The organism is Enterobacter sp. MG-EB028 (genome assembly GCF_056673305.1).
This window is the reverse complement of the sequence record NZ_CP195079.1, coordinates 2,021,967-2,042,983: the sequence shown is the minus strand read 5'-3', so window position 1 is coordinate 2,042,983 and position 21,017 is coordinate 2,021,967. Positions and strand designations below refer to the sequence as shown.

Annotated in this window: 15 protein-coding genes and 1 other RNA gene; 10 read left to right on the top strand and 6 right to left on the bottom strand. The window is 59.3% G+C overall.

Translation table 11 applies throughout. From position 1 onward, the window contains the following. Positions 1-40: 40 nt before the first annotated feature. Together menI and ydiJ are read right to left on the bottom strand one after the other, a co-directional pair. Entirely contained in the window at positions 41-451 is a 411-nt protein-coding gene (menI, locus tag ACR42C_RS09700; protein WP_028012841.1) for a 1,4-dihydroxy-2-naphthoyl-CoA hydrolase, read from the bottom strand. Next, on the bottom strand, positions 448-3,504 hold the full coding sequence (gene ydiJ / locus ACR42C_RS09695; RefSeq protein ID WP_166710851.1) for a D-2-hydroxyglutarate dehydrogenase YdiJ: 3,057 nt from the start codon (positions 3,502-3,504) through the stop codon (positions 448-450). Before ydiJ ends, menI begins: the two co-directional genes overlap by 4 nt. Positions 3,505-3,702: 198 nt before the next feature. Between ydiJ and ydiK the strand changes: the two genes are divergently transcribed. After that, positions 3,703-4,818 carry an AI-2E family transporter YdiK gene (ydiK, locus tag ACR42C_RS09690; RefSeq protein ID WP_116340471.1) on the top strand — a complete coding sequence of 372 codons (1,116 nt, stop codon included), beginning with the start codon at positions 3,703-3,705 and terminating at the stop codon, positions 4,816-4,818. A gap of 209 nt (positions 4,819-5,027) precedes the next feature. Further along, positions 5,028-5,135, top strand: an RNA gene (rprA, locus tag ACR42C_RS09685) — antisense sRNA RprA. A gap of 5 nt (positions 5,136-5,140) precedes the next feature. Here the strand turns inward: rprA and ACR42C_RS09680 are convergent. From ACR42C_RS09680 to ppsA, 3 genes are all read right to left on the bottom strand, one after another. After that, on the bottom strand, positions 5,141-7,516 hold the full coding sequence (locus tag ACR42C_RS09680; protein ID WP_479985053.1) for a glycoside hydrolase family 3 N-terminal domain-containing protein: 2,376 nt from the start codon (positions 7,514-7,516) through the stop codon (positions 5,141-5,143). A gap of 3 nt (positions 7,517-7,519) precedes the next feature. Beyond that, positions 7,520-8,920 (bottom strand): MFS transporter, encoded by a 1,401-nt coding sequence (locus ACR42C_RS09675; protein WP_316378956.1) that lies wholly within the window; start codon positions 8,918-8,920, stop codon positions 7,520-7,522. Between the two features lie 234 nt (positions 8,921-9,154). After that, complete coding sequence (gene ppsA / locus ACR42C_RS09670) at positions 9,155-11,533, bottom strand: phosphoenolpyruvate synthase (protein ID WP_023311316.1); 2,379 nt, start codon at positions 11,531-11,533, stop codon at positions 9,155-9,157. A 335-nt stretch (positions 11,534-11,868) separates the two neighbouring features. Here ppsA and ppsR point away from each other — a divergent pair, with 335 nt between their 5' ends. The 8 genes from ppsR (at position 11,869) to ACR42C_RS09630 (ending at position 20,045) form a co-directional block, all read left to right on the top strand. Then, positions 11,869-12,702, top strand: a complete 834-nt coding sequence (gene ppsR / locus ACR42C_RS09665) for a posphoenolpyruvate synthetase regulatory kinase/phosphorylase PpsR (RefSeq protein WP_014883510.1) — start codon at positions 11,869-11,871, stop codon at positions 12,700-12,702. Positions 12,703-12,854: 152 nt separating this feature from the next. Then, positions 12,855-13,901, top strand: coding sequence for a 3-deoxy-7-phosphoheptulonate synthase AroH (gene aroH, locus ACR42C_RS09660; protein WP_479985052.1), 1,047 nt, complete (start codon positions 12,855-12,857; stop codon positions 13,899-13,901). A 254-nt stretch (positions 13,902-14,155) separates the two neighbouring features. Next, the gene (gene hemP, locus ACR42C_RS09655; RefSeq protein ID WP_166712687.1) at positions 14,156-14,344 is read left to right on the top strand and encodes a hemin uptake protein HemP; all 189 of its coding nucleotides are present in this window, start codon (positions 14,156-14,158) and stop codon (positions 14,342-14,344) included. Positions 14,345-14,416: 72 nt separating this feature from the next. Continuing rightward, positions 14,417-16,399, top strand: coding sequence for a TonB-dependent hemoglobin/transferrin/lactoferrin family receptor (locus ACR42C_RS09650; protein ID WP_479985051.1), 1,983 nt, complete (start codon positions 14,417-14,419; stop codon positions 16,397-16,399). 35 nt (positions 16,400-16,434) lie between these two features. Beyond that, complete coding sequence (gene chuS / locus ACR42C_RS09645) at positions 16,435-17,463, top strand: hematinate-forming heme oxygenase ChuS (RefSeq protein ID WP_316378953.1); 1,029 nt, start codon at positions 16,435-16,437, stop codon at positions 17,461-17,463. Then, positions 17,460-18,281, top strand: coding sequence for a heme/hemin ABC transporter substrate-binding protein (locus tag ACR42C_RS09640; RefSeq protein ID WP_479985050.1), 822 nt, complete (start codon positions 17,460-17,462; stop codon positions 18,279-18,281). The genes chuS and ACR42C_RS09640 overlap by 4 nt, the downstream gene beginning before the upstream one ends. After that, positions 18,281-19,273: a FecCD family ABC transporter permease gene (locus ACR42C_RS09635; RefSeq protein WP_316378951.1), complete on the top strand. Its 993-nt coding sequence runs from the start codon at positions 18,281-18,283 to the stop codon at positions 19,271-19,273. The genes ACR42C_RS09640 and ACR42C_RS09635 overlap by 1 nt, the downstream gene beginning before the upstream one ends. Then, positions 19,266-20,045, top strand: a complete 780-nt coding sequence (locus ACR42C_RS09630) for a heme ABC transporter ATP-binding protein (protein WP_163328955.1) — start codon at positions 19,266-19,268, stop codon at positions 20,043-20,045. The genes ACR42C_RS09635 and ACR42C_RS09630 overlap by 8 nt, the downstream gene beginning before the upstream one ends. On the opposite strand, the gene ACR42C_RS09625 is transcribed toward ACR42C_RS09630, so the two are convergent. Further along, entirely contained in the window at positions 20,012-20,935 is a 924-nt protein-coding gene (locus ACR42C_RS09625; RefSeq protein WP_320720427.1) for a LysR family transcriptional regulator, read from the bottom strand. The two genes, ACR42C_RS09630 and ACR42C_RS09625, sit on opposite strands and share 34 nt — an antisense overlap. Positions 20,936-21,017: the final 82 nt, after the last annotated feature.

Genomic DNA, 21,017 nt, shown 5'->3' with positions numbered 1-21,017 from the left:
CCTGGCTAGTTTTTGACCAAAGCCAATTCATCTGAAAACTTTACACGACCGCCGTCGTCAGCCGCGACGAGCAGCACAGGCGATCCTGCTCATCGAGAATATCAATCTGCCACACCTGGTGGCGGCTACCGGCGTGCAGCGCGCGGCAAATACCGCGCACGCGTCCGCTACGCACCGAGCGAATATGGTTAGCATTCACCTCAAGCCCGACCACCTTCTGCTCGCCTTCGGTGCAGAGATACCCCGCGACAGAGCCCAGGGTTTCCGCCAGCACGACGGAGGCCCCGCCGTGCAACAGACCAAACGGCTGGTGGGTGCGACTATCGACAGGCATCGTCGCCTCCAGATCGTCTTCCCCGATGCGGGTGAACTGGATATCCAGCAGCCCCACCATATTCCCTTCGCCCATGGCGTTCAGCGCCTGCAGCGTCACGGCACGTTTCCAGATCATCCAATTATCTCCAGTAAAGCCTGCAATGGGTGGCGTACGCCGTTACCCTCTACCCGTTTGACCTGGCTGCGGCAGGAGTAGCCCGTCGCCAGGCAGCGGTTGCGCGGTAAACGCTGCATCGCCTGATGCCAGGACAACTCATAGATGCCGAGCGAGTTGGCGTGATTTTTCACTTCGTGGCCGTAGGTGCCGGCCATCCCGCAGCAGCCCACGCTGACGCTCTCCAGCTTCGCGCCGAAACGCGCAAAAATAGCGGCCCACTGCGCCGGGGCCCCCGGCAGCGCCGTCACTTCGGTACAGTGGCCGAACAGATACCACGGTTCACCGCCAGCCTCCTGAACGGTCTTCTCTTCCAGGGCCGACGGCAGCCACTCGTGCACCAGCATGACGTGGAAATCGCCCCGCTTCTCACCCAGCGTCTGTTTGTATTCATCGCGATAGCAAAGCACCAGCGCCGGATCGACGCCGACCATCGGTATTCCGAGTTGCGCCACGCGATTCAGGAAGTCAGACGTTTTCTGCGCTGTCTTCGCAAATCGGTTCAGGAAACCCTTGATGTGCTGCGCCTTGCCGTTAGGCGAGAACGGCAGCACAACCGGCTGGTAACCCACTTTCTCCGCCAGACGGACGAAATCGGCCACGACCTGGGCATCGTAGTAACTGGTAAACGGATCCTGGACCACCAGCACCACGTTCGCTTTTTGCTCAGGGGTAAGCGCTTCGAGCTGCTCCAGGGTCATGTTTGCCGAGCGATGGCCGACGAGCTGGCGCTGCAGAGACGGCACCGACAGCGGCGGCAGATCGACCATGCCGATGTGTTTTTCGGAAAGCTTGCGCACCAGCGGCTGGTTGATAAAGAAGTTGAAGGTCTTCGGCGCGCGCGCCATCAGCGGCGCGTAGCTTTCCACCGTCGCCACCAGATGGTCGCGCACCGGGCGCAGGTAGCGGGTGTGGTAAAGCTGCAGGAAGCGCGAGCGGAATTCCGGCACGTCGATTTTAATCGGGCACTGGGTAGAGCAGGCTTTACAGGCCAGGCAGCCGGACATCGCCTCTTTCACCTCATGGGAGAAATCATATTCGCCCTTGTTGGCATGCCAGCTGTTGCGGGTGCGCTCAATCAGCGAGCGCAGGCTGGCCCGTTTTTCCGGCAGCTCCTGCTCCAGCTTCAGGGGATCGACGCCGCGATCCGCAAGCAGACGCAGCCACTCGCGTACCAGCGTCGCCCGCCCTTTCGGCGAGTGAATACGGTTGCTGGTGATTTTCATTGACGGGCACATCGGGCTTTTCGCGTCGAAGTTAAAGCACAGGCCGTTGCCGTTACACTCCATCGCGCCGCGCCAGGACGAGCGCACCGCAATCGGAATCTGTCTGTCGTAGGTGCCGCGCTTGACGGCATCCACCTGGAGCATTGGCGCGTCCACGCCTTCTGGCGGGCAGATTTTCCCCGGGTTAAGGCGGTTATCCGGGTCAAATGCCGCTTTCACCTTACGCAGCTCCGCGTAGAGCTGCTCCCCGAAGAAGGCCGGGCTGTATTCCGCGCGGAACCCTTTCCCGTGCTCTCCCCACAGCAGACCGCCGTATTTGGCGGTCAAGGCCACCACGTCGTCGGAGATCTGCTTCATCAGGATCTCCTGCTGCGGGTCGCACATGTCCAGCGCCGGACGCACGTGCAGCACCCCGGCATCCACGTGGCCGAACATGCCGTAGCTCAGGCCGTGGCTGTCCAGCAGGGCGCGAAACTCAACGATATAATCCGCCAGATGTTCAGGCGGCACGCAGGTATCTTCGGCAAAAGGAATGGGCTTCGCCGCCCCTTTCGCATTGCCGAGCAGGCCCACGGCTTTTTTACGCATGGCGTAAATACGTTCGATACCGGCCAGATCGTTACAGAGCTGCCAGCCGATCACACCGCCTTCTCCCTGCGCAATCAGCTCATCCAGACGCTGGCAGAGCGTGGTGACCTGGCGTTCAATCAGCTCCGCATCATCGCCGGCAAATTCCACAATATTGAGACCGAGCATCTCTTTATCCGGCACGTCGGTAATGAGGTCACTAACGGAGTGCCAGACGATATCTTCCCGGGCCAGATTGAGCACCTTCGAGTCGACGGTTTCCACCGACAGCGCCTGCGCTTTCACCATAAACGGCGCATTGCGCAGCGCGGAGTCGAAGGAGTCATATTTGACGTTCACCAGACGACGCACCTTCGGCAGGCGGGTGATATCCAGCCGCGCCTCGGTAATAAACGCCAGCGTCCCTTCGGAGCCGGTCAGCACGCGGGTTAAATCAAACTGCGTCAGGTCGTCATTAAACACGTGGCGCAGGTCGTAGCCCGTTAAAAAGCGGTTCAGTTTGGGGAATTTGTCGAGAATAAGCTGGCGGTTGTCGCGGCAGCGCTCCAGCACGGTGCGGTAGATGCGCCCGCTGGCGGTGTTATCTTTGCCCAGCGTTTCCGCCAGTTCAACCGGCATCGGCTGGGTATCAAGGATGTCTCCGCCCAGCAGCACCGCACGCACGCCCAGCACGTGGTCGGAGGTTTTACCGTAGACCAGCGAGCCCTGGCCGGAAGCATCAGTATTGATCATTCCACCAATCGTCGCGCGGTTGCTGGTGGAGAGCTCAGGGGCAAAAAAGTAGCCGTAAGGCTTGAGATACTGATTAAGCTGATCTTTGATGACGCCCGCTTCGACCCGCACCCACCCCTCTTCAGGGTTGATCTCAATGATGCGGTTCATATAGCGCGACATATCAATAATGATGCCCTGGTTCAGCGCCTGACCATTGGTCCCGGTGCCACCGCCGCGCGGCGTGAAGACCAGAGAGGCAAAGCGCTCCTGCGTTGCCAGCCGGGCGATAAGCGCCACGTCGGCCGTAGATCGAGGGAAAACAACGGCATCGGGAAGAAGCTGGTAGATACTGTTATCGGTTGCCATCGTCAGCCTGTCGGCATAGTTCGTGGCGGTATCACCTGTAAAACCCTGTTGCTCCAGTGCCTGCAAAAAATTAAGCACCAGCTGAACGACGCCAGGTGCCTGAGAAATCTGTGGGATCATTACTGTCGACCCTAATTAGAGTTGTGGGAATCGTTTGCGTGTATCTTAAAAGTTTTATCACATTTTTTTCTTATAATCTCTGCTGAATTACAGGCAGAATTCGCCTGTCAAAAATCGCTGATATCACTAATGATTAGAGAGATGTGGTTTACGTTCCCGCCAGCCCGGCTGGCGTTCATTTAAGGAAATGTTTCGTTTATGGTCAATCTTCGTCAGCCCAGGGATGTTGCGCAAATTCTGCTGTCGGTGCTGTTCTTAGCCCTCATGATTATTGCGTGTCTGTGGATTGTTCAACCCTTTATTCTCGGCTTTGCGTGGGCCGCGACCGTTGTCGTCGCAACCTGGCCTCTTTTATTACGCCTGCAGAAGCTGCTGTTTGGCCGCCGCGGCTTAGCCGTGCTGGTCATGACGCTGCTGCTGTTCCTGCTGTTTATTATTCCGATTGCCCTGCTGGTTAACAGCCTTGTCGACTCCAGCGGCCCGGTGATCCGCGCCGTGACCAGCGGCGACCTGACGCTGCCGGATCTCGCCTGGCTGAACAGCATTCCGGTCGTGGGCGCTAAACTCTACAGCGGCTGGCATAGCCTGCTGGAGATGGGCGGCAGCGCGCTGATGGCGAAAGTGCGTCCGTATATTGGCACCACCACCACCTGGTTTGTCGGTCAGGCCGCGCATATCGGCCGCTTTATGATGCACTGTACCCTGATGCTGGTCTTCAGCGCCCTGCTTTACTGGCGCGGTGAGCAGGTGGCTTTAGGCGTTCGTCACTTTGCCACCCGCCTGGCGGGAAAACGGGGCGATGCCGCGGTACTGCTGGCTGCGCAGGCCGTGCGCGCGGTCGCCCTGGGCGTTGTGGTGACGGCGCTGGTGCAGGCGGTGCTGGGCGGTATCGGCCTGGCGATTTCCGGCGTACCGTACGCCACCGTCTTTACCGTGGTCATGCTGATGACCTGCCTTGCGCAACTGGGGCCGCTGCTGGTGCTGGTTCCGAGTATTATCTGGCTTTACTGGACGGGTGATACCACGTGGGGAACGGTTCTGCTGGTCTGGAGCTGCGTGGTCGGCACCATGGATAACGTGATTCGCCCCATCCTCATCCGTATGGGTGCAGACCTGCCGCTGATCCTGATCCTCTCCGGCGTTATCGGCGGGTTGATTGCCTTCGGGATGATCGGTCTGTTCATTGGCCCGGTGCTGCTTGCCGTCACCTGGCGTCTGTTCTCCGCCTGGGTTCATGAAGTGCCGCCGCCGGGAACCGACCCGGACGTGATTCTGAGCGAGCTGGAAGAGCTGGAAGAGAAGAACACGCAGTAAGCCTTTTGGCCGGGTGGCGCTAACGCGCACCCGGTCTACATTACCCTCACCAACACTTAAGCATTACTAAACTATTTATTCGTCACTCACTGGTCAGACCCGCTATTTCAACAGTAAGTCCGCTATTATCCTCAAGAAATCTTTAAGTCTCTTTAACTATTGAGACGAATCTGATCGACGCTAAATAACACAATGCCTACTATTAGCTCACGGTTATAAATCAACACCTTGGTTTATAAGCATGGAAATCCCCTGAGTGAAACAACGAATTGCTGTGTGTAGTCTTTGCCCATCTCCCACGATGGGCTTTTTTTTATCCTGACTACGCGCGCTTCACGTCACAGCGACTGAGCATCCGCCATTCAGCAGGCAGAACCCACGTCTCTCCGGTTACGTTGACCGTCACGACCTCGCGGATATCCGCCGACGATGCGCCAATCTGCAGTTCAAACTCGCCAGGCTCAACAATGCGTTTCCCGTCACGTCGGGTGAAGTTGAACATCTCAACCGGCAGCGTGAAGGTGAGCGTGGCGGTTTCGCCCGGCGAGAGCGTGACGCGCTGGAAAGCCTTCAGCTCCTGAAGCGGGCGCACCTGGCTAGCGACCCTATCCCGCACGTAGACCTGCACGACTTCACTCCCGCTGCGCTCGCCGGTATTGGTGATATCCACACTCAGCGTCACCTCACCGTCGACCGGCACGCGGCTTTCAGCGACGCGGGCAGCGCCCCAGCTAAACTGCGTCCAGCCAAGGCCAAAACCAAACGGATAACGCGCACCGAAATGGAACGCAAACGGCGTGCCGCCGCTTTTCAGCTTGTGATTGTAGTAATACGGCATTGCCCCGGCGCTTTTCGGCACGCTGACAACCAGCCGCCCCTGCGGCTCCGCGCGACCGGTCAGCACATCGGCAATCGCCCAGCCCCCTTCCTGCCCCGGCGCCCAGGCCATCATCAGCGCGGCAACCTTCTCCTCCAGCCCCTGAAGGTTGTACGGGCGCCCGCCGGTCATCACGACAATCACCGGTTTGCCGGTGGCGACCAGGGCGTCCAGCAGCTGTTGCTGCACGCCGGGCAGATTCTGAGAATCGGTATCAGATCCTTCCCCGACCGTGCCGCTCTGGAACAGTCCGGCGAGATCGCCCACGCAGGCCACCACCACGTCACTATCCTGCGCGGCGCTGACCGCCTCAGGGATAAGTGCGGTGCTTTGCGACACGGGAGACTGCTGCATCGGCTTGCCACCGCTGTCGCCGGGGAAGACCGGCGCGCCCGCCATCCGTTTTTCGATAATGTGGCACCCTTTCGCGTAGCGCACGTTCGATGCCCCCAGGTACTGCTCCACCGCCGCGCGCGGGGTCGTCACCTGCGAGGTCTCCTCAACCATATCGCTGATGATCAAATGCACCGGGAAGCTGTAGCCGCTGAGTAACGCCAGCGGATCGTCTGCCGTCGGCCCCACCACCGCCACGCGGGGCTTACCGTTCAGCGGCAGAATGCCGTCGTTTTCCAGAAGCGTGATCGATTTGGTCGCTACCTCCCGCGCGACCTCTCGGGTCATCTCATTTTGCAGATCGATACCGTTTTCATCGGCATACGGGTTCTCAAACAGGCCGAGGCGGAATTTTTCGGTCAGCGTACGCGCTACGATCTCATCCACCTTCGCCATGGAAATCAATCCACGCGCAACGGCGTCTGCCAGATGGCTCGCGCAGTCGTCTTTCGGAAGCTCAACGTCCAGCCCGGCGTTAAAGGACAGCGCGGCGGACTCCGCTGCGTCGTGGGAAATCCCGTGATGCTGGTGCAGCAGGCTGACGCCGCCGTAGTCCGCGACAATAATGCCGTCGAAGCCCCACTGTTCGCGCAGGACGGTGGTCAGCAGGAAGCTGTCGCTGTGCCCCGGCTGGTTATCGATATCGTGGTAGGCGGGCATGACCGAACCGGCGTTTGCCAGCTTAACCGCCATTTCAAACGGCAGCAGGAAGGTGTCGTTCAGCTCGCTGAAGCCGAGATGAACCGGGGCGTGGTTACGCGCCCCTTCGCTGAACGAGTGGCCCACGTAATGCTTGAGCGTCGCCAGCAGATCGCGCTTATCGCCCTGTAAGCCTTTCACGTAGGCGGTGGCCATCACCCCCACCAGCCAGGGATCTTCCCCGAAGGTCTCTTCGGTTCGCCCCCAGCGCACGTCGCGGGAAACGTCCAGCACCGGGGCCAGCCCCTGCTGGCAGCCGACGGAACGCGCCTCTTTACCAATCTGCTCTGCCGCGCGCTGCACCAGTTCAGGGTCCCAGGTGGAGCCGTAGTTCAGCGACGACGGGAACAACGTGGCGTCTTTGCACAGCAGCCCCACCAGGCACTCTTCATGGAACAATGCCGGAATGCCAAGACGCGTCTCCTCCATCATCATGCGCTGCAGGCGGTTAGCGGCGCGCACGCCGGTTTTCGCATCAACGATGTGGGTGCCCAGCGGGCGCGTAATTTGACCGACGCCCAGCTTCAGCCGTTCGCTGAGTGCAGCCTGCTGGCTCACGCCGGCGAACTCATCGCTGAGGTCGCTGCGCTCGCGGTGGTTACCGTTTTCATCGAGGATCAGCCAGTACGCATGCATCTGGGCGAACTTCTCTTCCGGGGTCATGCGCGCCAGTAAATCGGCGACGCGCTCGTGTACGGGACGTCCAGCGTCCTTATAGATAGCAGTCATATTTTACTCCTGTAGTGCGGAAGGGGTTGCCGGGCTGAGCTGCCCCGCATCGGGTCTTACCTCACGCTTGCTCGCCAGCTCCCGGGCGATGGAATCCACCAGCCGGCTGTTGAGCTTGTAGATGGAAAGCAGCGCCACCATGCAGAGGAACAGCGCGCACGGAATAAGGGTGAACAGCGCGTTGATGGTGGAAAGCACGTGCGGCGCCTGGGCTACCTGGCCCGGGGCGTAATCCACCATGCCGAGCACCCAGCCGACGACCGCCCCGCCCAGCGCCAGCCCAAACTTGATGGCAAACAGCGCGGTGGAGAAGACCAGCCCGTCCAGACGGCGGCCGCTGCGGTGCTCTTCGTAGTCGACCACATCTGAGAACATAGTCCACTGCAGCGGCGTGGTGAGGTTTTGCACAAAGCTAAAGACAATGTTGAGGCCAAAAATCAGCCACACCTGAGAAGGCGGCAGGAAGAAAATCAGCGCGCCGAAGATGACGAAGGAAATAATCGTCCACTGATAGGCGCGGACGCGGTCAAATTTCCCCAGCAGCCGTTCAGATAATAATGCGCCGCTTAAGGAGGCCACCATGCCGGAAACAATAAAGGCAAAAACCAGCTCCGGGCGCAACAGCACATAGTTGACGTAATACATGGTGGCAGAGCCGCGCGTCACCACCGCCGTTAACAGCAAAATATTAAACAGGAAGACAATACGCCACTGGCTGTTCCCGGCCAGCAGTTTTAAATCGGTTAGCATGGAGCCGGAGGTATCATTGCGTGGGGAATAACGCTCGCGGGTCATCAGGAAACAGCAGAAAAACAGCACAATCCCCAGCAGCCCCATCAGGCTCATGGCGTAGAAATAGCCTTTCTGCACGTTGCCCTGTCCTAACAATGAGACCAGCGGCAAGGCGATAACCGTTACGATCAGCCCGCCGATAAACGACAAGCCAAAACGCCAGGACTGCAGGGAGTGGCGCTCGCGCGGATCCAGCGTCAGCGCCCCCGGCATGGCGCAGTAAGGCACGTTAATGGCGGAGTAAATCAGGCTTAAAATCGCGTAGGTCGCGCAGGCATAAACAATTTTTGCCGTCGGCCCGACGTCCGGTACGTAGAAGGTGATAAGGCAACTTACGCCAAAGGGAATAGCAAACCACAGCAGCCAGGGACGGAAACGGCCGTGACGCGTCTGCGTGCGGTCAACCAGCGCGCCAATGCACGGGTCGACAAACGCATCGACCACGCGCACCACTAAAAACATGGTGCCCATAATGGCAGCGGGTAAACCGAAAACGTCGGTATAGAAATAAGCAAGAAATAACGTGGCCGTTTGCCAGACCAGCGCGCTGGCCATATCGCCTAAGCCATAACCTATTTTATCTTTGGTACGCAATACAGAGGAAAGTGTCATTGTTATTTGCCTTTTTATCAGGTTAAAACGTATTTCAACCAGTTGCGCATCTTCCGAAGGAAAATGCGCAGTAAGGCTCAAGTATTAGCAACGCTTTGCGCACTAACAATTGTCTTAATTAACAGACAAATTATGATATTTGGTTTTTTAGTTTATTTGTGATGGGGAGCAAATTAGCGGTGAAATAAAAAAGGCGAGGAATAATATCCTCGCCTTTTTCCGATCGTGATGTCGTTACTTGTTCAGTTCCGCCAGGCTCAGCCAGGTTTGCACCACGGTGTCCGGGTTCAGGGACAGGCTATCGATCCCCTCCTCCATCAGCCAGGCGGCAAAGTCTTCATGGTCAGATGGACCCTGACCACAAATGCCGACGTATTTACCCTGCTTCTTCGCCGCGCGGATGGACATGGAAAGCAGCGCTTTCACCGCCTCGTTACGCTCGTCAAACAGCTCGGAAACCACGCCGGAGTCGCGGTCCAGGCCCAGCGTCAGCTGAGTCATGTCGTTCGAGCCGATAGAGAAGCCGTCGAAGTGCTCCAGGAACTGCTCGGCCAGCAGGGCGTTGGACGGGATCTCGCACATCATGATGATCTTCAGCCCGTTTTCACCGCGCTTCAGCCCCTGACGCGCCAGCTCGTCCACCACCGCTTTCGCCTGATCCACGGTACGCACGAACGGGATCATGATTTCGACGTTGGTCAGCCCCATATCGTTGCGCACGCGTTTCACGGCCTCACACTCCAGCGCGAAGCAGTCGCGGAAGCTGTCGGACACGTAGCGTCCGGCGCCGCGGAAGCCCAGCATCGGGTTCTCTTCTTCCGGCTCGTAGCGCTCGCCGCCCACCAGGTTGGCGTATTCGTTTGACTTGAAGTCAGACAGACGCACGATCACGCGTTTCGGGTAGAACGCTGCGCCCAGCGTGGCGATCCCTTCGGTCAGACGGCCGACGTAGAACTCTTTCGGCGAGTCGTAGCCTTTCATCATCTCGCGGATTTCGTTCTGCAGCTTCGGATCCTGGTCGTCAAACTCCAGCAGCGCGCGCGGGTGAACGCCGATCATACGGTTGATGATGAATTCCAGACGCGCCAGGCCAACGCCTTCGTTCGGCAGGCAGGCGAAGTCAAACGCACGGTCCGGGTTGCCGACGTTCATCATGATTTTCAGCGGCAGGTCCGGCATGGTATCCACGCTGGAGCTCTTCACGCTGAAATCGAGAATATCGGCGTATACGTAGCCGGTATCGCCTTCGGCACAGGAGACGGTCACGTTCTGCCCGTCCTTCATGCGCTCGGTGGCATCACCGCAGCCGACAACCGCAGGGATACCCAGCTCGCGGGCAATGATCGCCGCGTGACAGGTGCGACCGCCGCGGTTGGTGACGATGGCCGCGGCTTTCTTCATGATCGGTTCCCAGTCCGGGTCGGTCATGTCGGTCACCAGCACGTCGCCTGGCTCAATGCGGTTCATCTCGCTGATGTCGTGGATCACTTTGACCGGGCCGGCACCGATGCGGTGACCAATGGCACGGCCTTCCGCCACGATTTTACCCTGCGCGTGCAGCGTATAACGCTCCATCACCTGACCGCGTGAGCGGACGGTTTCCGGGCGCGCCTGCACGATGAAGAGCTTGCCGGTGTTCCCGTCTTTCGCCCATTCGATATCCATCGGACGGCCGTAGTGTTTTTCTATCTGCACCGCCTGCTTCGCCAGTTCCTGCACTTCTGCGTCGGTCAGTGAGAAGCGGTCGCGCTGCTCCTGCGGTACATCTTCAATTTTAACCTGCTTGCCATGCTCCTGGGTCGGGGCATAGATCATGCGGATTTTTTTCGAGCCCATGGTACGGCGCACCACCGCCGGACGGCCAGCGGCCAGCGTAGGCTTGTGGACGTAGAACTCGTCAGGGTTAACCGCGCCCTGCACCACCATCTCGCCCAGGCCCCACGCGGAGGTGATAAACACCACCTGGTCGAAGCCGGATTCGGTATCAATGGAGAACATCACGCCGGAGGAGCCAACGTCGGAGCGCACCATACGCTGCACGCCCGCGGAGAGCGCCACGCCGCGATGGTCGTAGCCCTGGTGCACGCGATAGGAGATGGCGCGGTCGTTGAACAGGGAGGCAAACACGTGCTTCACCGCCACCAGCACGGCATCGTAGCCCTGAACGTTCAGGAAAGTTTCCTGCTGTCCGGCAAACGAGGCGTCCGGCATGTCTTCTGCGGTCGCGGAAGAACGCACGGCAAAGGACGCCTGCGCATCGTCAGCGGAGAGCTGGTTGTAGGCGTCGTGGATGGCTTTTTCCAGTTCCGGCTGGAAAGGTGTGTCGATGATCCACTGGCGGATCTGCGCCCCGGCTTTTGCAAGCTCGGTGACGTCATCAATATCCGTTTTATCCAGCAGGTCGTAAATGCGCTGGTTTACACCGCTCTGGTCTAAAAACAGGTTAAACGCGTCGGCGGTAGTGGCAAACCCGTTTGGTACGGAGACACCCATACCGGACAGATTTGTAATCATTTCACCCAGGGAGGCATTTTTGCCCCCAACTCTGTCTACATCATTCATGCCGAGTTGGTTATACCAAAGCACCAGCGGTGACGAGCCATTGTTGGACATCGAAACAATCCTTTTGTGATATTTGATCGGAGTAAGTAACACCTGACTACGTATTTATACTGGCATAATTATTTGCGCTAAAAAAACGGTGAATCGTGTAAGCAATTTAAATTTTCAACTTTTCGGATAGTTTCCCACCAGCCAATAACCCGATGATTCCTCTATATTCAGCCATAAACCCCAAAAATAAAGTCGCTATTTGAAAAATGAAATCCGCTTTTCAGTAAAATCAAAAACAGCGTTTCATTTATAATTAGGATAAGTTCTTTGCTGTGTAATTACCTTTTTTAATTTATGCTTTCAGACAATTACGTATGATATTCAGGGTGGGTAAAATGGATAATGCTGTCGATCGTCACGTTTTTTATATTTCTGATGGTACGGCGATCACCGCCGAGGTGCTGGGCCACGCGGTGATGTCGCAATTCCCCGTTTCGATTAACAGCATCACGCTGCCTTTTGTGGAAAATGAGAGCCGCGCCAAAGCGGTGAAGGATCAGATCGATGCCATCTACCAGCAGACCGGCGTGCGCCCGCTGGTGTTCTACTCCATCGTGATTCCCGAAATTCGCCACATCATTCTGCAAAGCGAGGGCTTCTGCCAGGATATCGTGCAGGCGCTGGTGGCTCCGCTCCAGAGCGAACTGAAGCTTGATCCGACGCCTATCGCGCATCGCACCCACGGGCTGAACCCCGGCAACCTGACCAAATACGATGCGCGTATCGCCGCCATCGACTACACCCTGGCGCACGACGACGGGATTTCGCTGCGCAATCTCGACCAGGCCCAGGTGATTTTGCTCGGAGTGTCGCGCTGCGGCAAAACGCCAACCAGCCTCTATCTGGCGATGCAGTTCGGCATCCGCGCCGCAAACTACCCGTTTATCGCTGATGACATGGATAACCTGGTGCTGCCCGCTGCTCTTAAGCCGCTGCAGCACAAGCTGTTCGGCCTGACGATTAACCCGGAACGCCTGGCGGCGATCCGCGAAGAGCGCCGCGAGAATAGCCGCTACGCCTCGATGCGCCAGTGCCGCATGGAGGTTTCCGAAGTAGAGGCGCTGTACCGCAAAAACCAGATCCCGTGGCTGAACAGCACCAACTATTCGGTTGAAGAGATCGCCACCAAAATTCTCGACATCATGGGACTTAACCGCCGAATGTACTAATAAGCTAGTACATTAGCTCGGATTCATGTATCATCCATTTCAACAGCGGGGCGGTGTCGCCCCGAACTTGAAATCAGCAGGGATTGGTTTAATGTGATGCCCATCACTTCCCGGTAGTCTGCCGATGAAGCAAAAATTTTCTGAGACAAGTCATGAATAAAACCGATGAACTCCGCACGGCGCGCATAGACAGCCTGGTCACCCCGGCTGAACTGGCCGAGCGGCACCCCGTTTCCGCCGCGGTCGCGGAACATGTGACGGCCTCCCGCCGCCGCATTGAAAAAATCCTCAATGGTGAAGACAGGCGTCTTCTGGTGGTGATTGGCCCCTGCTCCATCCACGATCTGGATGCGGCAATGGACTACGCAAAACGCCTTCAGGGGCTGCGGGATAAATACCAGCATCGCCTTGAGATTGTGATGCGCACCTACTTTGAAAAACCGCGTACCGTGGTGGGCTGGAAAGGGCTGATTTCGGACCCTGACCTTAACGGCAGCTATCGCGTGAACCACGGCATCGAACTGGCGCGCAAGCTGCTGTTGCAGGTCAACGAGCTGGGCGTGCCGACGGCCACCGAATTTCTCGATATGGTGACCGGGCAGTTTATCGCCGATCTGATCAGCTGGGGCGCGATTGGCGCGCGGACCACCGAAAGCCAGATCCACCGCGAGATGGCCTCCGCCCTCTCCTGTCCGGTCGGCTTTAAAAACGGGACCGACGGCAACACCCGTATCGCGGTAGATGCGATCCGCGCCTCGCGTGCCAGCCACATGTTCCTGTCGCCGGACAAAAGCGGTCATATGACCATCTACCAGAGCAGCGGTAACCCGTACGGGCATATCATTATGCGCGGCGGGAAGAAGCCCAATTACCATGCAGAAGATATTGCGGCGGCCTGTGAAACGCTGGCCGAGTTCGACCTGCCGGAACACCTGGTGGTGGATTTCAGCCACGGCAACTGCCAGAAGCAGCATCGCCGCCAGCTGGACGTCTGCGATGAGATCTGTCAGCAGATCCGCAGCGGCTCGACCGCCGTTGCCGGGATTATGGCCGAAAGCTTCATCAAGGAAGGCACGCAGAAAATCATTGCCGGCCAGCAGATGGTGTACGGTCAGTCGATCACCGACCCGTGCCTGAGCTGGGAAGACAGCGAACTGCTGCTGGAGAAGCTTGCAGCTGCGGTTGATACGCGATTCTAAAACCTTGTCGGGTGGCGCTACGCTTACCCGACCTACGATTCTCTTCCTTTTGGTTGAGGAATCCCCACAAATTAATGCGAGCAGTGAACAATCCCCTCGCCCCTTTGGGGAGAGGGTTAGGGTGAGGGGATCAGACCGCACCTCGCCCCCTGAATTTGATCCCGTCACACAATTTTCACAAAAACGCTTGCCGTGAATTTGCAGTTTATTGATAATGATTATCATTGTTACATTGATTGTTATTTATAAACATGATGTCACCTACGGATAACAGCGCGGCAACGCCAGCAAAAACACACACAGCACCGTCCCCTGCCCCTGGCGATCGTCGCATCGACAGCAAAACTCTGCTGGGTGATGAGGGCCGGGTGATTATCGAGCATGACGGCCAGCACTACCTGCTGCGCCAGACGAATGCCGGAAAATTGATCCTCACAAAATAAACTAAAACCTTCGCCAGCCACCCAGGTCATCCCCAGGCAGCCAGCGCTTTCGATACTTTATGGAGAGTTGCTATGCCACACCTGCACACCGCACGTTTACGCCCGTCCCTTCTGGCGCTGGCGATTGTCAGCACCCTGCCGGGCGTCGCGTTTGCTGCCGCAGATGAAATAACCGTCACCGCCACAGGCAACGCCCGTAGCGCCTTCGAAGCCCCGATGATGGTGAGCGTGATTGACGCCACCGCCCCGGAAAAACAGACCGCCAGCTCTGCCGCCGATCTGCTGCGCAACGTCCCCGGCCTGACGCTTGACGGCACCGGCCGCACCAACGGTCAGGACGTTAACCTGCGCGGCTACGACCGTCGCGGCGTGCTGGTACTGGTTGACGGCGTGCGTCAGGGAACCGATACCGGCCACCTGAACAGCACCTTCCTCGATCCCGCGCTCATCAAACGTATTGAAGTGGTGCGCGGCCCGTCGGCCCTGCTCTACGGCAGCGGCGCGCTGGGCGGCGTGATTTCCTATGACACCGTCGACGCCAAAGACCTGCTGGAGCCGGGTAAAAACAGCGGTTATCGCGTGTTTGGTACCGGTGCAACGGGTGACCACAGCCTCGGCCTGGGGGCCAGCGCCTATGGCCGCACCGATACCCTGGACGGCCTTGTGTCGTGGTCCAGCCGCGACCGTGGTGATATCCGCCAGAGCGACGGTGCAACGGCGCCGAACGACGAATCCATTAATAACATGCTGGCGAAAGGCAGCTGGAAAATCGACCCGGCTCAGACGTTGAGTGGCGCCCTGCGCTACTACAACAACGCCGCGCAGGAGCCGAAAAACCCGCAAACATCAGATGCCAACAGCAGCAACCCGATGACCGACCGCTCCACCATCCAGCGAGATGCGCAGGTTGGCTACCGCATTGCGCCGGAAGGGTACGACTGGCTGAACGCCGATGCGAAGGTTTACTGGTCTGAAGCGCGCATTAACGCCCAGAACATCGACAGCACCGGCGAGTTCCGCAAGCAGACCACCAAAGGCGGCAAGGTGGAAAACCGTACCCGCCTGTTCAGCGACTCCTTTGCGTCTCACCTTCTGACCTACGGCGGAGAATACTATCGTCAGGAGCAGCGTCCGGGCGGCGCCACGACCGGCTTCCCGGAGGCGAAAATCGACTTTAGCTCCGGCTGGCTGCAGGATGAAATCACCCTGCGCGATCTGCCCGTTACCCTTCTGGGCGGCACGCGCTATGACAACTATCGCGGTAGCAGCGATGGCTACGATGACGTCAATGCCGATAAGTGGTCTTCCCGGGCGGGGTTAACCGTCAGCCCCACCGACTGGCTGATGCTGTTCGGCTCTTACGCGCAGGCCTTCCGCGCGCCGACCATGGGTGAAATGTATAACGACGCTAAACACTTCTCCATCGGCCGGTTCTACACCAACTACTGGGTACCTAACCCGAACCTGCGCCCGGAAACCAACGAAACGCAGGAGTTTGGTTTTGGCCTGCGCTTTGACGATCTGATGCTCGCCAACGATGCGCTGGAGTTCAAGGCCAGCTATTTCGATACCAAAGCGAAAGACTACATCTCCACCACCGTCAACTTCGCCGCGGCGACCACCATGTCGTACAACGTTCCTGACGCCAAAATCTGGGGCTGGGACGTAATGGCAAAATATTCGGCCGATCTGTTTAACCTTGACGTGGCCTATAACCGCACGCGCGGGAAAGATACCAATACCGGGGAGTACATCTCCAGCATCAACCCGGACACCGTCACCAGCAAGCTGGACGTTCCGGTGGCGCAAAGCGGGTTCTCCGTCGGCTGGATCGGCACTTTTGCCGATCGCTCAACTCACGTCAGCAGCAGCTACAGCAAGCAGCCGGGCTATGCGGTCAACGATTTTTACGTCAGCTATAAGGGCCAGGAGCAGCTCAAGGGCGTCACCACCACGCTGGTGCTGGGCAACGCCTTTGACAAAGAGTACTGGTCACCTCAGGGCATTCCGCAGGACGGGCGTAACGGCAAGATTTTCGTAAGCTATCAGTGGTAATTCCCTTCGGGGCCACTCTTCAGAAGGATAAGACAATGAATCACTACACACGCTGGCTTGAGCTAAAAGAAGAACATCCGGGTAAGTACGCGCGAGACATCGCAGGGTTAATGAATATCAGCGAAGCGGAGCTGACCTTTGCCCGCGTGGGTCACGACGCCTGGCGACTGCGCGGTGAAATCCGCGATATCCTGGGCGCGCTGGAAGCAGTGGGTGAAACCAAATGCATCTGCCGCAACGAGTATGCCGTGCACGAGCAGGTTGGCAACTTCACCAACCAGCACCTGAAGGGCCACGCCGGGCTGGTGCTGAACCCGCGCGCGCTGGATCTTCGCCTGTTCCTCAACCAGTGGGCGAGCGCGTTTCACCTCAGCGAAGCCACCCCACGCGGCGAGCGGCAGAGCATTCAGTTCTTCGATCGCCAGGGCGATGCGGTGCTCAAGGTCTATACCACGGACAACACCGACCTCGCTGCCTGGGGCGATGTGCTGACCCGCTTTATCTTTGCCGATAATCCGCCGCTTGAGCTGGGCGCTGCGGATGCCCCGGCTCACGCCGAAAACGCGGATGCCGCTCTCGTGGATAAGGAGTGGCGCGCCATGACTGACGTGCATCAGTTCTTCAGCCTGCTCAAACGCCACAATCTCAGCCGTCAGCAGGCGTTTCGCCTGGTGGGCGACGACCTTGCCTGTAAGGTGGAGAATAGCGCGCTGGCACAGCTGCTGGAAACGGCACGTCAGGACGGCAACGAAATCATGGTATTCGTCGGTAACCGCGGCTGCGTGCAGATCTTCACCGGTGCAGTACAGAAAGTCGTGCCGATGAAAGGCTGGCTGAACATCTTTAATCCCGCCTTTACGCTGCATCTGCTGGAAGAAACCATCGCGGAGAGCTGGGTTACGCGCAAGCCAACCGCAGACGGCCACGTCACCAGCCTGGAGCTGTTTGCCGCCGACGGCACGCAAATCGCGCAGCTTTATGGCCAGCGTACCGAAGGCGAGCCGGAGCAGAGCCAGTGGCGCAGCCAGATTGACGCCCTGACGCCAAAAGGGCTGGCCGCATGAAAACGTGGTTAGCCCTGCTGTGCGCCCTGCCTCTGGTAGAGTTTGCCGCCGCGCAGGAGAAAATTGTCGCCCTTGGCGGCGACGTGACGGAGATTGTCTATGCGCTTGGCGCGCAGTCTTCTCTGGTCGCACGCGACAGCACCAGCCAGTGGCCGCAGGCGGCAAACGATCTGCCTGACGTGGGATATTTACGTCAGCTCAACGCCGAAGGCATTTTGTCCATGCGCCCCACGCTGGTGCTGGCCAGCGACCAGGCGCAGCCGTCTCTTGCGCTGAAGCAGGTCGAACACAGTCACGTCAGGGTGGTTACCGTTCCTGGCCGCAACGACCTGAGCGTCATTGACGAAAAGGTTCGGGTGATTGCCGACGCCACGCACCGTGAAGCCGAGGGGGAAGCCCTGCGCAACACGCTGCGTCAGGTGCTGGCGGCGCTGCCCGCAGCGCCCCTTAACAAGCGGGTGCTGTTTATCCTCAACCACGGGGGAATGACCGCGATGGCCGCCGGGCAGCAGACCGGCGCAGACGCCGCCATCCGGGCCGCCGGGCTGCAGAACGCGATGCAGGGATTCACCCGCTATCAGCCGCTGTCGCAGGAAGGAGTCATTGCCAGCCGGCCCGACCTGGTGGTGATTTCGCAGGACGGCGTGAACGCGCTGGGCGGCGAGGAAAACCTGTGGAAGCTGCCCGGCCTGGCGCAAACCCCGGCGGGACGCAACAGGCAGATGCTGGCGATTGATGATATGGCCCTGCTGGGCTTCAGCGTGCGAACGCCGGATGCCATCCTGAAGCTGCGCGCCAAAGCGGAGCAACTGCCCTGATGTCCCGGCGGATCGCATTGTCGTTGTGGATGCTGGCCGCGATCCTGAGCATCATGACGCTCGCGGCGACGGGGTTTGGGGCATTGCACCTGCCGGTCAGCCTGCTGTGGAGCGGCAGCGATGAGGCCATGCGTCAGATCTGGCTTACCATTCGCCTGCCCCGCGTGCTGCTGGCGCTGGTGATTGGCGGTGCGCTGGCGCTGGCCGGCTGTGTGATGCAGGGGCTGTTCCGCAACCCGCTGGCGGACCCGGGTTTGCTGGGGATCAGCAGCGGCGCGGCGCTGGCGGTGGCGCTGTGGGTGGTTATTCCCGCCGCTTTACCTGCCCTGCTGATGCTGTACGCCCCGATGCTTGCGGCGTTCCTCGGCGCGCTGGCCGCAACCGTTCTTATCTTCCTGCTCAGCCAGCAGCGTCACGGCTCCTTGTCCCGCCTGCTGCTGGTGGGGATCGCCATCAACGCCCTGTGCGGCGCGGCCGTCGGGGTGCTCTCCTGGCTTAGCAACGATGCCCAGCTTCGCCAGCTTTCGCTCTGGGGAATGGGCAGCCTCGGGCAGGCGCAGTGGTCCACCCTGCTGGCGGTAACGTCGCTGATGGTGCCCGCGGTGCTGATTATCTGGCGGCTGGCTGGCCCGCTCAATTTGCTGCAGCTGGGCGATGAAGAGGCGCACTATCTCGGGGTGGATGTTGCCACTGTGCAGAGGATCCTGCTGCTGTGCAGCGCCCTGCTGGTTGCCGCGGCGGTGGCCGTCAGCGGCGTGATCGGCTTTATTGGCCTTGTGGTGCCGCACCTGATGCGCATGTGGCTGGGAGCCGACCACCGGGCCGTCGTTCCCGGCTCGGTGCTGGCCGGCGCGCTGCTGCTGCTGGTTGCCGACACGCTGGCGCGCACCCTGGTCTCCCCGGCGGAGATGCCCGTCGGGTTATTGACCAGCCTTCTCGGTGCGCCGTGGTTCCTGTGGCTTATCTTTCGTCGCGGAGGTACGCATGGCTGAACGCTATTGTGCGGAGAACATTTTCTTTCACGCCGGGCAGCGGACGCTGATCGACGATGTGTCGCTTACTCTCTCTCAGGGTGAGCTGGTCGCACTGATTGGCCCCAACGGTGCCGGGAAGTCGACATTATTGCGGCTGCTTACCGGCTACCTCAAGCCCGCAAGCGGACGCTGCACTCTGGCCGGCACGCCGCTTGCGGACTGGCCGCCGGATACCCTCGCCCGCTACCGGGCGGTGATGCGCCAGAATACACAGCCTGGATTCGACTGGCCGGTAGAAGCGGTGGTCGGTATGGGCCGGGCGCCCTGGACTCGCGCCCCTGAAGCATCAGTGGTTGAGGAAGTGATGGCGATTACGGGCTGTTTACCGCTGGCGGGCAGACACTATTCGACGCTCTCCGGCGGAGAGCAGCAGCGGATCCAGCTCGCCCGCGCGCTGGCCCAGCTCTGGTGCGACGGGGCACCGCGCGGCTGGCTGTTTCTTGATGAACCCACCTCCGCGCTGGATCTCTACCACCAGCAGCATCTGCTGCGCCTGCTGAAATCCCTGACCCGTCGGGGTCACCTCCATGTCTGCGTGGTGCTGCACGACCTCAATCTGGCGGCGCTGTGGGCAGATCGCATTCTGCTGATGCACAACGGCAGGCTGGTCTCCCGCGGCGCGCCCGAGGACGTGCTGCAGGCCGGGACGCTGGCGCGCTGGTACGGCGCGCAGGTGTGCGTTGGCAGCCACCCGGATCACCCCGTACCGCAGGTATTTCTCGCCCCCTGAGTGGGCTGGTAAAAATCCTTCAGCGTTTCCAGCAGGGCATGCGCCGCCTTAGAGAGCTGCGTGTGCCCTGGATGGATTGCTCCGATGCACTTTTCAATAGGCGGGCTATCCAGCGGGATACAGACCGCGCCCAGTGCCGTCATCTGCGCCTCGCAGAGCGCCGGTACGGCGCTGCCGCCCAGCCCGCTGGCGACCATGCGCCCTACCGTCACCAGCTGATGACTCTCCAGCGCCACGTCCAGCTTTCTGCCGCTTCGCGCCAGCTCCTCCTCCATCATCAGACGTACCGCCGAAGGGCGCTGCAGGGTAATGAAATCCAGCGTCAGCAGCTCTTCCCATGCCAGCCGCTTTTTGCCCGCCAGCGAGGAATCTTTAGGCACAATGGCAACAAACCTGTCGAGCCCCAGCGGCGTAAACAGCAGGTTGTGCGTGGGGGCCGGTTCGAAGGCGATCCCCATCTCAACCCGCCCTTCCCGCACCATCTCAATCACCTGCTCGTTGATGACGTCATGCACGGTGACGTTGATCCCGGCGTGGCGATCACGAAACGCTTTCAGCACCTCGGGCAGGACATTCGCGGCAAACGACGGCATGGCGGCGACCGAGATTTTACCGCGCTGCAGGGTAAAGCACTGGTGCATCGCCTCTTCGACGTTATCCCAGTCGGCAAGCAGCTGGCGCGCCATCGGCAAAAACGTCTCTCCCTCCTGCGTCAGCGCGACCTTGCGCGTGCTCCGCTGCAGCAGCGGGCCACCGAGCGCGTCTTCCAGACTTTTAATCGTCAGGCTCAGTGCCGGCTGGGAGAGATTTAAGCGTTCGCTGGCGTGCGCGAAATTGAGAGTGTGAGCTACCGCTAAAAACGCGCGTAACTGTTTGACACTCATTCTCATTTTTCATCCCGTTAACTAATTGAAAAGAATTAGTTAACGGTAAATTAATAAGAAAACCAAATGAGTGGGTCACAAATTCAAA